At 67.1% G+C, this 17,341-nt stretch carries 16 protein-coding genes; all 16 read left to right on the top strand.

From position 1 onward, the window contains the following. Window positions 1-2: 2 nt before the first annotated feature. The 16 genes from CLU86_RS09320 to CLU86_RS09245 all read left to right on the top strand — a co-directional run bounded on the left by CLU86_RS09320 (window position 3) and on the right by CLU86_RS09245 (window position 17,302). On the top strand, window positions 3-995 hold the full coding sequence (locus CLU86_RS09320; protein WP_099741424.1) for a D-glycerate dehydrogenase: 993 nt from the start codon (window positions 3-5) through the stop codon (window positions 993-995). Between the two features lie 80 nt (window positions 996-1,075). Next, window positions 1,076-2,710 carry a DNA recombination protein RmuC gene (gene rmuC, locus CLU86_RS09315; protein ID WP_233194904.1) on the top strand — a complete coding sequence of 545 codons (1,635 nt, stop codon included), beginning with the start codon at window positions 1,076-1,078 and terminating at the stop codon, window positions 2,708-2,710. Next, a complete protein-coding gene (locus CLU86_RS09310; protein ID WP_099741423.1) occupies window positions 2,707-3,909 on the top strand; it encodes an MFS transporter in 1,203 nt (400 codons plus the stop codon). The genes rmuC and CLU86_RS09310 overlap by 4 nt, the downstream gene beginning before the upstream one ends. After that, the gene (gene cbiB, locus CLU86_RS09305; protein ID WP_099741422.1) at window positions 3,906-4,964 is read left to right on the top strand and encodes an adenosylcobinamide-phosphate synthase CbiB; all 1,059 of its coding nucleotides are present in this window, start codon (window positions 3,906-3,908) and stop codon (window positions 4,962-4,964) included. Before CLU86_RS09310 ends, cbiB begins: the two co-directional genes overlap by 4 nt. A gap of 3 nt (window positions 4,965-4,967) precedes the next feature. Further along, a complete protein-coding gene (locus CLU86_RS09300; protein WP_099741421.1) occupies window positions 4,968-6,113 on the top strand; it encodes an aminotransferase class I/II-fold pyridoxal phosphate-dependent enzyme in 1,146 nt (381 codons plus the stop codon). After that, window positions 6,110-6,904: a HipA family kinase gene (locus CLU86_RS09295; RefSeq protein WP_099741420.1), complete on the top strand. Its 795-nt coding sequence runs from the start codon at window positions 6,110-6,112 to the stop codon at window positions 6,902-6,904. Before CLU86_RS09300 ends, CLU86_RS09295 begins: the two co-directional genes overlap by 4 nt. Further along, complete coding sequence (locus CLU86_RS09290; RefSeq protein ID WP_099741419.1) at window positions 6,891-7,283, top strand: DUF3037 domain-containing protein; 393 nt, start codon at window positions 6,891-6,893, stop codon at window positions 7,281-7,283. The genes CLU86_RS09295 and CLU86_RS09290 overlap by 14 nt, the downstream gene beginning before the upstream one ends. A 35-nt stretch (window positions 7,284-7,318) precedes the next feature. After that, on the top strand, window positions 7,319-8,788 hold the full coding sequence (locus tag CLU86_RS09285) for a cobyric acid synthase (protein ID WP_099741418.1): 1,470 nt from the start codon (window positions 7,319-7,321) through the stop codon (window positions 8,786-8,788). 93 nt (window positions 8,789-8,881) lie between these two features. Beyond that, window positions 8,882-9,943 carry a nicotinate-nucleotide--dimethylbenzimidazole phosphoribosyltransferase gene (gene cobT / locus CLU86_RS09280; protein ID WP_099741417.1) on the top strand — a complete coding sequence of 354 codons (1,062 nt, stop codon included), beginning with the start codon at window positions 8,882-8,884 and terminating at the stop codon, window positions 9,941-9,943. A gap of 167 nt (window positions 9,944-10,110) precedes the next feature. Continuing rightward, window positions 10,111-10,995 (top strand): alpha/beta hydrolase, encoded by an 885-nt coding sequence (locus CLU86_RS09275; protein WP_099741416.1) that lies wholly within the window; start codon window positions 10,111-10,113, stop codon window positions 10,993-10,995. Window positions 10,996-11,328: 333 nt separating this feature from the next. Further along, window positions 11,329-12,426: an ABC transporter ATP-binding protein gene (locus CLU86_RS09270; protein WP_099743470.1), complete on the top strand. Its 1,098-nt coding sequence runs from the start codon at window positions 11,329-11,331 to the stop codon at window positions 12,424-12,426. A gap of 61 nt (window positions 12,427-12,487) precedes the next feature. Further along, entirely contained in the window at window positions 12,488-13,780 is a 1,293-nt protein-coding gene (locus CLU86_RS09265; RefSeq protein ID WP_056747170.1) for a PotD/PotF family extracellular solute-binding protein, read from the top strand. A gap of 174 nt (window positions 13,781-13,954) precedes the next feature. Further along, window positions 13,955-14,869: an ABC transporter permease gene (locus CLU86_RS09260; RefSeq protein WP_099741415.1), complete on the top strand. Its 915-nt coding sequence runs from the start codon at window positions 13,955-13,957 to the stop codon at window positions 14,867-14,869. A gap of 1 nt (window position 14,870) precedes the next feature. Beyond that, a complete protein-coding gene (locus CLU86_RS09255) occupies window positions 14,871-15,758 on the top strand; it encodes an ABC transporter permease (RefSeq protein WP_099741414.1) in 888 nt (295 codons plus the stop codon). A 13-nt stretch (window positions 15,759-15,771) separates the two neighbouring features. Continuing rightward, window positions 15,772-16,536, top strand: a complete 765-nt coding sequence (locus CLU86_RS09250; RefSeq protein ID WP_099741413.1) for a GntR family transcriptional regulator — start codon at window positions 15,772-15,774, stop codon at window positions 16,534-16,536. Window positions 16,537-16,555: 19 nt separating this feature from the next. Next, a complete protein-coding gene (locus tag CLU86_RS09245; RefSeq protein WP_099741412.1) occupies window positions 16,556-17,302 on the top strand; it encodes an aspartate/glutamate racemase family protein in 747 nt (248 codons plus the stop codon). Window positions 17,303-17,341: the final 39 nt, after the last annotated feature.

Here is a 17,341-nt window from a genome sequence, read left to right as displayed (position 1 = left end):
CCATGAGCAAACCCCGCATCCTGGTCGCCCGTGCGATCTTCCCCGACATCGTGGACCGCCTGCGCGCGCATTTCGACGTGCAGGACAACCCAGATGACGTGATCTGGACGCAGCAAGAACTGGCCGAGCGCCTGGCCGACAAGGACGGCGTGCTGACCACGGGCAGCCAGCGCGTGGATGCCGCGCTGCTGGCCGCCGCGCCGCGCCTCAAAATCTGCGCCAACATGGCTGTGGGCTACAACAACTTTGACGTGGACGCCATGACCGCCGCGGGCGTGCAGGGCACCAACACGCCCGATGTGCTGACCGAGACCACGGCCGACTTTGGCTTTGCCTTGCTGATGGCCACCGCCCGCCGCATGACCGAGAGCGAGCATTACCTGCGCGCCGGGAAGTGGACCAAGTGGAGCTACGACATGTTTGCGGGCAGTGACATCCACGGCAGCACGCTGGGCATCATCGGCATGGGCCGCATCGGGCAGGGCATTGCCAAGCGCGGCGCGCACGGCTTTGGCATGAAGGTGGTCTACCACAACCGCTCGCGGCTGCCCGCCGAGCTGGAGGCCGAATGCAAGGCCACCTATGTGGGCAAGGAAGAGTTGCTGCGCACAGCCGACCATGTGGTGCTGGTGGTGCCGTACAGCGCGGCATCGCACCACACCATTGGCGCTGCCGAGCTGGCGCTGATGAAGCCCACGGCCACGCTCATCAACATTGCGCGCGGCGGCATTGTGGATGATGCGGCGCTGGCCGTGGCGCTGCGCGAAGGGCGCATTGCCGCAGCGGGGCTGGATGTGTTTGAGGGCGAGCCCAGCGTGCACCCCGATCTGCTCACCGTGCCCAACGTGGTGCTCACGCCCCACATCGCCAGCGCCACGGTGCCCACGCGCCGGGCCATGGCCAATCTGGCGGCAGACAACCTGATCGCCTTTTTAGGCGGGCGTGGCCCCCTCACCCCGGTGAACCAGCCCGTGCCTGGCCTGCGGGCGCAGTAACACCGCTCCTTCAAGTGAAATAGGCCTCTAGCGCTTTATGGATAAGCGCTAGCAGCTATCAAAATAATAGTAAACCTGCCTTGACTACCGATACCCTCGTTCTGCTGGCCGCACTGGCCCTGGTGTTCATCGCGCTCGCGCTGCTGGCGCTGCGCCGCCCCCGTGTGGATTTGCCGCCCGAATGGCTGGCCCGCCTGCAGACGCTGGAGCGCACCACCCAGGCCACCCAACTGGCCGTGGCCAAGAACGATGGGGCGCTGGACGGCATGGGCCAGCAGCTGCGCGGCTTCACCCAAACCACGCAGACCACGCTGGAGGGGCTGCGCCACGCGGTCGATGAGCGCTTGACGCAAGCGGTGGCTGAATCGCGCAACGGCCGTGCCGAGCTGCTGGCCGCCTTTGGCGTGTTTGAGGCGCGGCTGGAGCAGCGCCTCATGGCCCTGGACGCGGCCACGCGCCTCACGCTCGATGCGCTCAAGGGCGACACCCAGTTGCAGCTGGGGGTGATGTCGCAGGCGCTCAAAGACCAGCTCGAAGCCAACAGCTTTCAGATCAAGAACCAGTTTGCGGTGCTGCAAGACGCGGTGTCGCAGCAGCTCACCGGGCTGGTGCAGGGCAGCCAGCACAACGCCGAGCAACTGCGCACCGCGCTCAATGAACGCCTGGCTGCCATCCAGGCCGACAACGCCACCAAGCTCGAAGAAATGCGCCGCACGGTGGACGAAAAGCTCCACGCCACGCTGGAGCAGCGCCTGGGCGAATCCTTCAAGCTGGTGAGTGACAGGCTCGAGCAAGTGCACAAGGGCCTGGGCGAGATGCAGACCCTGGCGGGCAGCGTGGGCGACTTGAAGCGTGTGATGACCAACGTGAAGTCGCGCGGCACCTGGGGCGAAATGCAGCTGGGCGCCATCATCGACAACGTGCTCACGCCCGAGCAGTTCGCGCGCAACGTCAAGACCGTGCCGGGCAGCGACGAGCTGGTGGAATTTGCCATCCGCCTGCCGGGCAAGAGCGATGAGCACCCGGTGTGGCTGCCCATCGACTCCAAATACCCGGTCGAGCAATACCAGCGCCTGATGGACGCGCAGGACGCTGCCGACAAGGTCGCCACACTGTCGGCAGGCAATGCGTTTGAAACGTCCATCCGGCTCGAAGCCAAGAAGATCTTCGCCAAGTACGTCTCGCCCCCGCACACCACCGACTTTGCCGTGCTCTACCTGCCCACCGAGGGCCTGTTTGCTGAGGTGATGCGCCGCCCCGGCCTGGTCGAAGCGGTGCAGAACGAGTGCCGCGTGATGATCACCGGCCCGGCCAACCTGGCCGCCATGCTCAACAGCCTGCAAATGGGCTTCAAGACGCTGGCGATTGAAAAGCGCTCGTCCGAGGTGTGGAGCCTGTTGGGCATGGTCAAGACCGAGTTCGCCAAGTTTGGCGATGTGGTGGAAGCCACCAAAAAATCCATCGACGCCGCCGCCAAAAAGTTTGACGAGGTGGGCGTGCGCACCCGCGCCATCCAGCGCAAGCTGCGCGATGTGCAGGACCTGCCTGCGCCAGAGGACGATGGCGCCTTGCTCGGCGGGGGCGATGGCGTCTTGCCCGGCGGGGGCGATGGCGTCTTGCCCGGCGGGGGCGATGGCGTCTTGCCCGGCGGGGGCGATGGCGCCTTGCCCGGCGCCAATGCATCGCTGCTGGGCCTGGAGGACGACACCCCATGAACATGGCGCTGGCCCGGCTGATTGCCGGGCAAATCTTTTTGCACGCCTGCATGACCGGCATGCGCATGGCCACGCCGCTGCTGGCACTGCGCGAGGGCTACAGCGCCGCCGCCGTGGGGGTGCTGCTGGCGCTGTTCGCGCTCACGCAGGTGTTTCTGGCGCTGCCCGCAGGGCGCTACGCTGACCGGCACGGCCTCAAGCGCCCCGTGGGCATTGCGGTGGCCATGGCCTGTGTGGGGGCCGGGGCGTCGCTGGTCTACCCGGTGTTTGCGGTGATGTGCTTTTCGGCCCTGCTCACGGGCGGGGCCACGGGCCTGGCCATCATTGCGCTGCAGCGCCATGTGGGCCGCGCTGCGCATGACACCACCCAGCTGCGCCAGGTGTTCAGCTGGCTGGCCATCGGGCCTGCGGTGTCCAACTTCATCGGGCCGTTTTTTGCGGGGCTGATGATTGACCACGCAGGCAGTGCTGCGGGCAGCACCGAGGGCTACCGCGCCGCATTTGCGCTGCTGGCCCTGTTGCCGCTTGCCACCTGGTTCTGGGTGCGCCACACCGAAGAGCTGCCGCCCGTGATCGCCGCTGAGGGGGGGCCGCCCCGGGGCTCGTGGGATCTGCTCAACGAACCCGCCTTTCGCCGCCTCATCATCGTGAACTGGGTGCTTTCGTCGTGCTGGGACGTGCACACCTTCGTCGTGCCACTCATCGGGCACGAGCGGGGGCTGTCTGCCTCGGTCATCGGCTCCATCCTGGGCGCATTTGCCGTGGCTGCGGCCGTGGTGCGGCTGCTGCTGCCGCTGGTGGCCAAGCATGTGCGCGAGCATGCCGTGGTGGCCGGTGCCATGGTGATCACGGCGGTGCTGTTTGGGGTGTACCCGCTGCTGGCGTCGGCCCTGGCCATGGGTGTGTGCTCGGTGCTGCTGGGCTTCACCCTCGGGTCGGTGCAGCCCATGGTGATGAGCCTGCTGCACCAGATCACGCCCGAGCACCGCCATGGCGAGGCCCTGGGCCTGCGGCTCATGGCCATCAACGCCTCCAGCGTGCTCATGCCCATGCTGTTTGGCACGGCCGGGGCCGTCATCGGCGTGGCGGGTGTGTTCTGGGTGGTGGGCGCCACGGTGGGGGCCTGCGCGCGCACCGCCTGGCGCATGAACACCGATGCGGGTGCAGCCCACGGCGGCACCCAGGGGCCACACGCATGAGCGAGGCCGGTGTGAGTGCGTCCGCAGGCGCGCCCGATAGCCTGGTGCACACCTGGCACAGCTTATTGGGCGGGGCCGGTGTGCCGGAGACGGAGTGGGCGCTCGTCAGCGCGCTGGCCCTGGGGCTGGCGCTGCTGCTGGACTGGCGCTTTGGCGAGCCACCCTTGCCCCTGCACCCCGTGGTGTGGATGGGGCGCTACCTGGGCTGGGCCGGGCGCCGCGTCGCCCCGCTGACCACGGCAGACCCACCGCCCCATGTGCAAAAGCGCCGCTCCTTCTGGCTGGGCGCGCTGGCCTGGTGCGTGGGGGCGGGCGGGGCAGGGGCGCTGGCCTGGTGGCTGCAAAGCCACTTGCAGCAAGGCCCTTGGTGGCTGGCTGCGCCGGTGCTGGCCGTGCTGCTCAAGCCGCTGCTGGCGTGGCGCATGCTGCGCGATGAAGTCATGGCGGTAGAGCGGGCACTGGCCCGCTCGCTGCCCGAGGGGCGTGAGCAACTGGCCCGCCTGGTCAGCCGCGACGTGAGCCAGCTCACGCCCAGCGAGGTGCGCGAATCGGCCATCGAATCGCTGGCCGAAAACCTCAACGATTCGGTGGTGGCGCCGGTGTTCTGGTTTGTGCTGCTGGGCCTGCCGGGCGCGGCCATCTACCGCTTTGCCAACACGGCCGATGCCATGTGGGGCTACCCCGGCAGCCGGGGCGCCCGCTACTGGCAATGGGCGGGCAAGTGGGCCGCGCGGGCCGACGATGTGCTGTCGTGGCTGCCCGCGCGCATCACTGCACTGCTGCTGGCTGCGCTGCACGGCGGCCTGCCCGCCCGCCTGCTGGCGCAAGAGGCCCGCAAAACCCCATCGCCCAACAGCGGCTGGCCCATGGCCGCCATGGCCCTGGCGCTGGGCGTGCGGCTGGCCAAGCCCGGCGTGTACACCTTGCACCCCGACGGGCATGAGCCCGGCCCGCTGGACACGCACCGGGCTGCGGGTTATGCACAAAAAGTGGTTCTAGCGCTTGTCCCTACAGCGGTAGCAGCTCTCTTTTTTATAGCAATTGCCGGGGGCTGAAGCATGCAGCAACCCTTGCCAATCCCGCAGCCCCTGCCGGGCGACAACGCAGCCGATGGCTCCCACCGCCTGGTCGGCGTGCATGGCGGCCCCGATGCGCAGGGCGTGCCCGTGCACGACTTCTCGACCAACAGCAACGCCTGCGGCCCATGCCCTGAGGCGCTGGCTTGTGTGCAGCAGGCCGACCCCACCCGCTACCCCGACCCGGCCTACACCGCGCTGCGCGCCGCGCTGGCGGCGCTGCACGGCGTGGCACCTGGGCGCATCGTGGTGGCGGGCAGCGCGTCTGAATTCATTCACCGCATCACCACCTGGGCGCGGCTGCAAGGCGCGGCGCAGGTGCTGCTGCCCCCGCACAGCTATGGCGACTATGCCCAGGCCGCCCAGGCCCATGGGTTGGCCGTGCGGCGGCGCGGGGCAGGGGGCGTGGATGGCGCTCATGATGCTCATGATGCGTTCACCACCTTGCACTGGGCCTGCGAACCCGCCAGCCCGCTGGGCACGGTCGATGCCGTACTGGCCGCGTGGCATGCCGACCCGACACTGGAAACTCCCGGCAGCCTGCGCGTGCTGGACTGCGCCTACCGCCCTTTGGTGCTGGAGCCTGCAGACCCCGCCCCCGCACTCCCCGCATCGGCCTGGCAGCTGTGGTCACCCAACAAAGCCCTGGGCCTGACGGGCGTGCGCGCCGCCTACGCCGTGGCCCCAGCGGGGGCCGAGGGCACGGTGCTGGCGCTGCAAGGCCTGGCTTCGTCCTGGCCCGTGGGCGCACATGGCGTGGCATTGCTTCACGCCTGGGCCACGCCCGCCGTGCAGCAATGGGTGGCAGCCTGCCTGTCCACCTTGCGCGAATGGAAGGCGCGCCAGCAGGCCCTGTGCTCTGCGCTGGGCTGGGCCGTGGTACCGGGCAGTTTGGCCAACTACTTCTGCGCGCTACCGCACACTGCTGCGTTGCAACGCGACCTGGCGATGCTGCGTGCCAGCGGCATCAAGCTGCGCGACGCCACATCGTTCGGCCTGCCGGGCATGGTGCGCCTGGGGGTGTTGGCGCCCGCCGCGCAAGATGCGCTGCGGGCCGCATGGCAGGCCATCTTGGGCCCTGCGGGCCGTACCATCCCGCATTCAACCGGTTCCAGGGAGACCTTTTGAGAACCATCACCGTCAACCGCTACGTCACGCCACTGCGCGAAGGTGGCTCCATGCCCGCCATTGTCGAGGGCGATGACCTGGGCACCTACGTGCTCAAGTTTCGCGGCGCAGGGCAGGGCGTGCGCGCACTGCTGGCCGAGATGATCGCGGGCGGCATCGCCCGTGCGCTGGGCCTGCCCGTGCCAGAGATCGTGCTGGCCCAGCTCGACCCCGCCCTGGCGCAGACCGAGCCCGACCCCGAGATCCAGGACCTGGTGCGCGCCAGCGGCGGCCTGAACGTGGGGCTGGACTACCTGTCGGGCGCGCTCAATTTCGACCCGGCGGTGGATGCGGTGTCGGACGACTTTGCCTCGCGCCTCGTGTGGTTCGACACGCTGGTCGGCAATGTGGACCGCACCGCGCGCAACACCAATCTGCTGATGTGGCACCGCCAGCCCTGGCTCATCGACCACGGTGCGGCGCTGACCTTTCACCATGCGTGGAACGGCACGGTAGCCCAGCCCGCCAAACCCTTTGCGCCCATTGCCGACCATGTGCTGCTGGCCCGGGCCACGCTGCTCGCGCAGGTGGATGCCGAGCTGGCTGCCCGCCTCACGCCTGCGGTGGTGGTCGGCATCCTGGCCGAGGTGTCCGACGAGTTCCTGTTGCTGGCCGGCGCCGACCATGAAGAAGGCTTGCTGACGGCTGCCGCCACCCACCGCCAGGCCTATGTGGACTACTTCTGCGCTCGCCTGGCCGGGCGCGCCACTTGGGTGAATGCATTGAAGGAGGCCATTGATGCACGCGCCTGAGGTGTATGACTACGCCATCGTGCGCGTGGTGCCGCGCGTGGAGCGCGAGGAATTTATCAACGCGGGCGCGATCCTGTCGTGCCAGCGCACCGGCTTTCTGCAGGCCGCCATTGCGCTCGATGAGGCCCGCCTGTTGGCCATGGACCCGCACGCCGACATCGACACTGTGCGCCGCCACCTGTCCGCCATCGTGGCCATCTGCGCGGGCGACGAAGGCTGCGGCCCCATTGCCCGCCTGCCGTACCGCCAGCGCTTTCACTGGCTCACCGCCAAACGCAGCGCCATCATCCAGACCTCGCCCGTGCACACCGGCCGCTGCACGGATGCAGCGGCTGCACTCGATCACATCATGGACCGCATGGTCCGCCCACTGCCTTGACTTCCACCACTTCTTCCAAACTGGCCCGCTGCGTGATGGTGCTGGGCACCACCAGCGGCGCCGGCAAAAGCTGGCTCACCACCGCGCTGTGCCGCTACTACAGCAACCTGGGCCTCAAGGTCGCGCCCTTTAAGGCGCAGAACATGAGCAACAACGCACGTGTGGTGAGCAGCGCCACCGGGCAAGGAGAAATCGGCTCTGCCCAATACTTCCAGGCCCTGGCTGCCCGCGCCGAGCCCGAGGTGCGCATGAACCCGCTGCTGCTCAAGCCCGAGGCCGACACCCACAGCCAGGTCGTGCTGATGGGGCAGGTGAGCGCCGAGCTCACGGCCTTGCCCTGGCGCGGCCGCAGCGCCCTGGTGTGGCCGCACATTGCGGCCGCGCTCGATGCGCTGCGGGCCGAGAACGATGTGGTCGTCATCGAAGGCGCTGGCTCGCCCGCCGAGATCAACCTGCACGCCAACGACATCGTCAACATGCGCGTGGCGCGGCATGTGGGTGCCGCCTGCCTGCTGGTGACCGACATTGACCGGGGCGGCGCCTTTGCCCACCTGTACGGCACCTGGGCGCTGCTGCCCGAGGACGAGCGCGCACTGATCCACGGCTTTGTGCTCAACAAGTTTCGCGGCGACGCCAGCCTGCTGGCCCCAGCCCCGCAAATGCTGCAAGAGCTGACCGGCGTGCCCACCGTGGCCACCATCCCCATGAACTGGCGCCACGGCCTGCCCGAGGAAGACGGCGTGTTTGACGACCGCACCCTGGCTGCAGGCACGGTGCACACCACCGTGGCCGTGGTGGCCTACCCGCGCATCAGCAACCTGGACGAGTTCCAGCCCCTGAAAAACGTGCCCGGCGTGCGCCTGCTGTGGGCGCGCAGCCCCGCAGACCTGGGCGGCTTGAAGCCCACCGACTGGGTGGTGTTGCCCGGCTCCAAGGCCACGGCGGCCGATCTGGCCTGGCTGCGCGCGCAGGGGCTGGACCAGGCCATTGCCCAGCATGCAGGGCAGGGCGGTACGGTGCTAGGCGTGTGCGGTGGCCTGCAGATGCTGGGCGAGGCATTGATCGACACCGCAGGCATTGACGGCAACGCGCCTGGCCTGGGCCTGCTGCCTTTGGTCACCACCTTTGAAGTGGCCAAAACCGTGCAGCGCACCCGGGCGCAATTTGGTGCGGTGCAGGGGCCTTGGTCGCCGCTGGCTGGTGTGGCTGTGCAGGGTTACGAGATCCACCACGGCCAGACGGCCCAGCACCCCGCCATGGCGGCCAAAGGCGACGTGGCCCGCGAGGTGATCCCTGGCATGTGCTGGCAAAACGCGCAGGGCAACGTGCTGGGCCTGTACCTGCACGGCCTGCTGGAAGACCCTGCCGCCTTGCAAGCCCTGTTTGGCCGCGAGGGCGCAGCCCCCGTGCCCACGCTGGACGCCGTGTTTGACGGCCTGGCCGCCATGGCCGAGGCGCACTTTGCCCCGGGCTTCTTGCAAGGCCTCGTTGCGCAGCCCGACTGATCCCCGCATTTGTTGACATCCGTGCTTGCGTGGGGGCGCTGCCCAGCGCAGCATCGGCCCCTTGTTTTTGAACTGACAGCATTGCCGCACACCATGACGAGCTTCACCCTACCCACCATCTCTGACCTTCACGACACCGCCCTCACAGCCCGCCTGCAGCATGTGCTGGACCACAAGACCAAGCCGCTGGGCTCGCTGGGCCAGCTAGAAGCACTGGCCCTGCGCATCGGCCAGGTACTGGGCACAGAGGCGCCTGTGCTGCAGCAGCCGCAGATGCTGGTGTGCGCGGGTGACCACGGCTTTGCGGCCAAAGGCGTCTCGGCCTTCCCCAGCGACGTGACCTGGCAGATGGTCGAGAACTTTCTGGCCGGTGGCGCCGCCGTGAGCGTGCTGGCCCGCCAGCACGGCCTGGGCCTCACGGTGGTGGACTGTGGCGTGGCCAAAGACATTGCCCCGCGTGAATCTGCCCCCGGCCAGCCCCGCCTGCTGCTGCGCAAGGTGGCCCCCGGCACGCAAGACGCATCGGCAGGCCCCGCCATGACCGAAGCCCAGTGCCAACAGGCCCTGGCGAATGGGGCCGAGGTGGTGCGCAGCCTGCCCGGCAATGCGCTGCTGCTGGGTGAAATGGGCATTGGCAACACCTCGGTCGCATCGCTGCTGCTGGCCCGTTTGGGTGGCCTGCCGCTGGCTGAATGTGTAGGCGCGGGCACGGGGCTGGACGCCGCTGGCATCGAGCGCAAGCGCGCCGTGCTGCAGCAGGCACTGGATGTGAATGCGCAAGCCACCACACCTCTGGCCGCCTTGGCCGCGCTGGGCGGGTTTGAAGTGGCCACCCTCACCGGCGCGGTGCTGCAGGCCGCTGCCGAGCGCCGCGTCATCGTGGTCGATGGCTTCATCACCAGCGCTGCCGTGCTGGTGGCCAGCCGTATCGCGCCAGCGGTGCTGCAGCGCTGCGTGTTTGCCCACCGTTCGGGCGAGCGCGGCCACAGCTTGATGCTGGCGCAGATGCAGGCCGAGCCCTTGCTGGAGCTGGGCCTGCGCCTGGGCGAAGGCTCGGGCGCCGCCCTGGCCTGGCCCCTGCTGCAATCGGCCTGCGCGGTGCTTCGCGAGATGGCGAGCTTTGAATCTGCCGGGGTGGATGGGCAGGTGACGTGAGTGGCGTGTGGTGCTGGATTTTGATGATTTTGGCCTGTAGCGCTTATCTAATAAGCGCTGGAAGCTATTGAAATGATAGTAAAAGAGAAGATTGGCAAGGCGGTTGGGCGCAGCCAGGGCGGTGCGTGCCGCCCGCTGTGCCGCGCCGATGCTGCGTGGGGCGGGCCATGAACATTCGCCGTTGTGCCGCCATCGCTTTGGCCGCGTGCATCGGCGCAGCTGGCGTGCTGTGGGGCGCGGGCGAATGGCTGAGCCAGCCCGCCGCCCGGCCTATTGGCGCGGCCCCCGCAGACTTTGCGGCGCAGGCGGTGCGCATCCCCATCCCCGCGTCTGCAGGCCAGTTTTTGGCGGGGTGGTTCAAGCCCGGGCAGCCCCATGGGGGCGCTGTGCTGCTGCTGCACGGTGTGCGCGCAGACCGCACCCAGATGCTGGCGCGGGCGCGGTTTCTGGCCGCTGCGGGCTACACCACGCTGCTGATTGACTTGCCCGCCCATGGCGAGAGCAGTGGCGACCACATCACCTTTGGCGCCCGCGAGGGCGAGGGGGTGAAAGCCGCGCTGGCGTTTTTGCGAACCGAGCTACCGAGTGAGCGGGTTGCGGTCATCGGGGCATCGCTGGGGGCCGCGTCCACCGTGCTCGCGCTGCCCCAGCCCGAGCCGGATGCGCTGGTGCTGGAGTCGATGTTCTCCACCATTGACGATGCGGTTGGCAACCGGCTGGTGGGCAGGCTGGGGCCTGCGGGGCGCTACCTTGCCCCGTTGCTGCTGTGGCAATTGCCGTTGCGCCTGGGTGTGCACACCACTGATCTGCGCCCCGTGGAGCGGCTGGCGCAATGGCATGCACCCGTGCTCATCGCTTCGGGCTCCGAAGACCGCCACACGCCCTGGCATGAGACCGAGCACCTGTTTGCTGCCGCGCAGGCGCCCAAGGCGCTGTGGAAGGTGGAGGGCGCTGCGCATGTGGATTTGCATGCCTTTGCGCCCACACAGTACCAACAGCGGGTGCTGGCGTTTTTGGCCGTGCACTTGCGTGGGGCACCGCCTGGGCCCTGAGCAGGGGCCGCCGTAGCGCTTCCTTTGAACAGGTTCTTAGACGGATTCGCTTTCTTTTCATCACAACCTAAACCGTTCGGGCGGAGCCCTTCGACATGCTCAGGACAGGCCTGTCGAAGCCTTGTGCGGCGCTTCGACAGGCTCAGCGTGAACGGTTTTCTATTTTTTGAACGCATTGCGGTATCAGGCCGCTCCCGCAGGCTTGCTGTCGGTGCGGGCCAAATGGGGGCCAATGGGTGCCAGAACAGCACTCCCCGTTGAGGTGCATTTTGTATACAAAATGGTGCAAACATTGTGTGCAAAGCTGGCATGGCGCTTGCGTACTGCGTTGGCATGCAAGCCCACACCTCTGCACCCGCACCATCCTCGGCCACTTCCGCTGCTGCTCCTGCCGCCATTGAAGTCGTCGCGCTGACCAAGCGCTACGCCAGCGGCAAGCCCGCCGTGGATGCCATCAACCTGCGCATTGCCAGCGGCAGCTACTGCTGCCTGCTGGGGCCTTCGGGCTGCGGCAAGAGCACCACGCTGCGCATGATTGCCGGGCACGAGTCGGTGACCAGCGGCGACATCCTGCTGGAGAACCGCAACATCACCGACTTGCCCGCCGCTGCACGCGGCACGGCCATGATGTTTCAGAGCTTTGCGCTGTTCCCGCACCTCTCGGCGCTCGATAACGTGGCCTTCAGCCTGAAGATGAAAGGCGTGGCCAAGGCCGAACGCCAGGCCAAGGCGCGCGACCTGCTAGAGCGTGTGGCCCTGGGGCACCTGGCCGAGCGCAAGCCCGCAGAACTCTCGGGTGGGCAGCAGCAGCGTGTGGCACTGGCGCGGGCCCTCATCACCCAGCCGCGCGTGCTGCTGCTCGACGAGCCGCTGTCTGCCCTCGACCCCTTCCTGCGCATCCAGATGCGTGCCGAGCTGCGCCGCTGGCAAAAAGAGCTGGGCCTGACCTTCATCCATGTGACCCACAGCCAGGAAGAAGCCATGGCCCTGGCCGACACCATGGTGGTGATGAACCATGGCGTGATCGAGCAGGTGGGCAGCCCGCACGAGGTTTACAACCGGCCCGCCAGCGAATTCGTGGCGCGCTTCATGGGCGGGCACAACGTGATCGACACGCCCGAAGGCAAGGTGGGCGTGCGCACCGACCACTTGCAGATTGCCCCCGCCAGTGCCGAATTGCCCTGGGGTGCCCAGCGCATGCAGGCCGTGGTGACCGATGTGGAGTACCAGGGCACTTACGTGCTGCTCGGCCTGCAAAAGCAGGGCGTGGCCTTGTCGGCCAACGCCACGGCGGCCTATTCGGTGATGGTGTCTGAAGCCGCCTTTGCTGCGCAGCCCTACCAGGTGGGGCAGGGCGTGCAACTGCACTGGACGCCCGACCAGGCGCACCCGCTGTCTGTGCCTGCTCCCGCAATGGCCGTCGCCGCCTGACCGCGTCGCCACGTCCCCTCATTTTTCACCCGTCCCCTTCCGCAACCCAAGGAGTTTTCCCATGTCCGATGCTTCCCGTGCTGATTCCCCTGTTGTTGTCTCCGATGCCACTGGAGTGGCGCGCCGCTCGTTGCTCAAGGGCACGGCGGGCATCCTGGCCGCTGGCATGTTCCCGGCCGTGCATTCGCAGGAAAAGATCGTGCTGCGCTACCTGGGCACGGCGGTGAACCAGGACAAGGCGATTGCCGAGAAGTTCAAGGCCGACACCGGCATCGAGATCCAGTACGTGGCCGTGACCACGGACGACGTCACCAAGCGCGCCGTTACTGCACCCAACAGCTTTGACCTGATCGACACCGAATACTTCTCGCTCAAGAAGATCGTGCCCACGGGCAACCTCAAGGGCATCGACACCAAGCGCATCAAGAACGCCGACAAGATCACCACGCTGTTCACCACCGGCCAGGTGGCCGGCAAGGCTGTGGGCGACCAGGGCACGGCGCCCAAGAAGGTGATCTACCTGGAAGGCGAAAAGTCCAAGAAGTTTGCGACCGCGCCCACGCAGTTCATGAGCCTGATCCCCACCGTGTACAACGCCGACACGCTGGGCATCCGCCCCGACCTGATCAAGCGCCCCATCAACTCCTGGGCCGAGCTGCTCAACCCCGAGTTCAAGGGCAAGACCGCGATCCTGAACATCCCCTCCATCGGCATCATGGACGCCGCCATGGTGGTCGAGGCCATGGGCCTCTACAAGTACCCCGACAAGGGCAACATGACCAAGAAGGAGATTGATCTCACGATCAAGACCCTGATCGAAGCCAAGAAGCAGGGCCAGTTCCGCGCGCTGTGGAAGGACTTCAACGAGTCGGTGAACCTGATGGCGTCGGGCGAGGTGGTGATCCAGTCGATGTGGAGCCCGGCTGTGACGGCCGTGCGCACCAAGGGCATCGCCTGCAACTTCCAGCCCCTGAAGGAAGGCTACCGCGCCTGGGCCGCCGGCTTTGGCCTGCCCGCCACGCTGAGCGGCCGCAAGCTCGATGGCGCCTACGAGTTCATCAACTGGTTCCTCGACGGCTGGGCCGGTGCCTACCTGAACCGCCAGGGCTACTACAGCGCTGTGCTGGAGACCGCCAAGTCCAAGATGGAAGCCTACGAGTGGGCCTACTGGATGGAAGGCAAGCCTGCCACGCAAGACATCAAGAGCCCCAATGGCGACGTGCTGGCCAAGGCCGGTGCGGTGCGCGACGGCGGCAGTTATGAGTCGCGCATGGGCGGCATCGCTTGCTGGAATGCGCTGATGGATGAGAACAACTACATGGTCCAAAAATGGAATGAATTCGTGGCGGCATGAGGTAGGCACCCCCTGAGGCGCTGCGCGCCTTCACCCCTCTCTCGACCCGCTGCGCGGTTCGGGAGGGGGACGCTCCCAGCGCTGCGGGGCGGCCCTTGCGCGGGAGCACTGGCCTCTGGCCGCGCCGGTTTCAAGGGCAGCGTGCAGCGCTGCTGATATCTGAATGCAAACACCATGAGCACGACCAACACACCGACCTTGCCCGCTGCAGCTGTCCCCGGCCGCAGCATTGCCGCCTGGTGGCAGGCTGCGCCGTTCACGCTGGTGTTCGCGCTGTTTTTTCTGATTCCGCTGGCGCTGATCGTGATGGTCAGCTTCTGGGACTTCAACGAGTACGAGCTGCTGCCAGGCTTCACGTTCAAGAACTACATCTCGATCTTTGCGGGCTGTGGCGATGCGTCGGAGGGCCTGTGTGTCACGCTCAAGACGTATTACTCCACGCTCAAGTTCAGTTTTTTGGTGTGGCTGATCACGCTGGTGATCGGCTTCACCGTGGCCTATTTCCTGGCCTTCCATGTGCGCTCATCGGGCATGCAGACCCTGCTGTTCGTGCTGTGCACCATCCCGTTCTGGACGTCGAACGTGATCCGCATGATCTCGTGGGTGCCGCTGCTGGGGCGCAATGGGCTGGTCAACCAGACGCTGATGGGCATGAACCTGATCGAGACGCCTGTGGAGTGGCTGCTGTTCTCTGACTTCTCGGTGGTGCTGGCCTTTGTGCACCTGTACACCATGTTCATGATCGTGCCCATCTTCAACAGCATGATGCGCATCGACCGCAGCCTCATCGAGGCGGCCAGCGACAGCGGTGCCAGTGGCTGGCAGACGCTGTGGAACGTGATAGTGCCGCTGTCGCGCACCGGCATCATCATCGGCTCGATCTTTGTGATCACCATCGTCATGGGCGACTTCGTGACCATCGGCGTGATGGGCGGGCAGCAGATCGCATCGATTGGCAAGATCATCCAGGTGCAGACGTCCTACCTGCAGTTCCCGCTGGCGGCGGCCAATGCCGTGATCCTGCTGGCCGTGGTGCTGATGATCATCTGGGGCCTCACACGCCTCGTCGACATTCGCAAGGAGCTGTGAGATGAAAGTCCGTGAATCTCGTCCCGCCAGCTTCTGGCCCCTGGCCATCTTCTTTGCGCTGTTCGTGCTGTTCATGTACGGGCCCATGTTCGTCATCTTCATCCTGAGCTTCCAGGGCCCCGAGGGTGGGCTCACCTTTCCCATGCGCGGCGTGTCGTTGCACTGGTTCGCCAAACTGGCGGAAGGCCTGGGCGTGGTGGACATTGGCGCGGCGCTGTGGCGCTCGCTGGGCCTGGGGGTGGCGGTGATGCTGTGCACGGTGGTGCTGTCGGTGCTGGCGGGCCTGGCGTTTCGCAAGCGGCTGGCGGGCGGCAACACGCTGTTCTTCATCGTCGTGGCCAGCCTCATCATGCCGTCCATCATCGTGTCGTTGGGCATCGGGCTGGAGTTCCGGCTCATCGACAACGGCATCAAGGCCGCGCTGGAATGGCTGGGCATGGAGAGTGCGCTGGAGGGCTATGGCACGTCGCTGGGCCTTTTCACCTCGGCCCTGGGCGCCCACCTGACCTGGACGCTGCCGTTCGGCCTGCTCATCATGTTTGCGGTGTTCAACCGTTTCAACCCTGCGTACGAAGAAGCCGCACGCGACCTGGGGGCCACGCCCTGGCAGGGCTTTGCGCATGTGGTGCTGCCGCTGATTGCGCCCTCGGTCGTGGGCATTGGCATGTTCGGCTTCACGTTGAGTTGGGACGAGATCGCCCGCACCTCGCAGGCCATCGGCGACGTGAACACGCTGCCGCTGGAGCTGCAGGGCCTGACCAGCACGGTGACCACGCCATCGATCTACGCGTTGGGCACGCTGACCACGGTGGTGTCGTTCGTCGTCATGGGTATCACGCTGGCGCTGGTGTGGGCCTTGGGGCGCCGGGGCCAGGGCCGCCCGGGTTAAAAACGGCACCTTTATGACGACCACTATTCCCAGGCCCCGGCGCGCACGCGCTGCAGCCGCCGAACCGACCGCTCAGCCTGAGGCCCCAGGCCAGCTCAGCGACAACGACATGTACGACCGCATGGTGTCAGCCATCCTCGACCACCGCCTGCCCCCCGGCACCAAGCTGGTAGAGGATAAGTTGGCGGCTGCCTTCGGGGTCTCCCGCACACGGGTGCGGCCTGTGCTGGTGCGGCTGGCCAACGAGCAGGTCGTCACGCTCACACCCAACCGGGGCGCATCCATTGCCCAGCCCACGCCGCAAGAGGCGCTGGAAGTGTTCGAGGCCCGCCGCCTGCTGGAGCCGCGCCTGGTCGAGCTTTTCATCGCCAACGCCACCGATGCTGACATCGCCGCGCTGCGCACCTGCATCGACGACGAAGAGGCGGCCCGCGCCAGTGGCGACATGCGCCGCGCCATCCGCCTCTCGGGCGACTTTCACCTGCACATCGCGCAGGCGGCCGGGCACCAGACGCTGGGGCGCATCCTGCGCGAGCTGGTCTCGCGCACCTCGCTCATCCTGATGACCTACAGCCCCAGCCACGCCCAAACCCGCGAAGAGGCCACGGCCTGCGGCTGCCGCGAACACCGGGCGCTGATCGACGCTATTCGCCTGCGCGACGCCAAGGAGGCGGCCCGGCGCATGCTGGACCATTTGGTGCGCATTGAGTCGCAGCTTGAATTCACGCCCCCAGCGGCGGATGCCCCCGACCTGACCCAGCTGCTGGGCGGGGTCTGATTTTTACGCCCTGTGTTCCATGCGCCAACTGCTCGTCATCAACCCCAACACCTCGGCCCATGTCAGTGCGCTGCTGCAGCAGCATGTGCAGGCCGCTGCGGGTTCGCACGTGGCAGTGCGCACGGCCACTGCGCGCTTTGGCGCCCCTTACATCGCGTGTGAAGCCAGCTACGCCGTGGCGGCCCACGCCGCGCTCGACGTGTGGGCGCATGAGATCGCACAGCCCCAGATCGCGCCCGACGCGGTGCTGATCGGCTGCTTTGGTGACCCCGGCCTGATGGCGCTGCGCGAAAGCAGCCCGGTGCCCGTCACTGGCCTGGCCGAAGCGTCGTTCATCGAAGCCGCGCGCCATGGCCGCTTTGCCATCGTGACGGGCGGCGAGCGCTGGGGCCCCATGCTGCAGCGCCTGGCGCAAGCGCTGGGCCATGCGCATGGGCTGGCAGGCATCCACACCGTGGCCCCCACCGGCGCCCAACTGGCTGCCGACCCCGTGGCCGCCCGCGCCTTGCTGGCCCAGGCCTGCCGCGACGTGGTGCGCCAGATGGGCGTGCAGGCCGTGATATTGGGCGGGGCAGGGCTCGCCGGCATGGCCGCCGCCGTGCAGCAGCAGGTGTCAGTGCCAGTGATCGACAGCGTGGTGGCCGGGGCTACCTGGGCGCTGCGTGCCCATCCTGTGCCGCCTGAGCGCAAGGCGGCGGGGTTTGATGTGGCTTGGGCGGGGGTTTCGGGGGAGATGGCTGCGCTGGGTGTGGCTGGAGTGGTTTGACGTTGCCGAGAGGAAAGCCTAGTATTACGTTTGTAATTA

The organism is Acidovorax sp. 62 (assembly GCF_002754495.1).
Taxonomy (GTDB): Bacteria; Pseudomonadota; Gammaproteobacteria; order Burkholderiales; family Burkholderiaceae_C; genus Acidovorax.
Note: the sequence above shows the minus strand (reverse complement) of the source record. Positions and strands in the feature narration are given on the sequence as shown.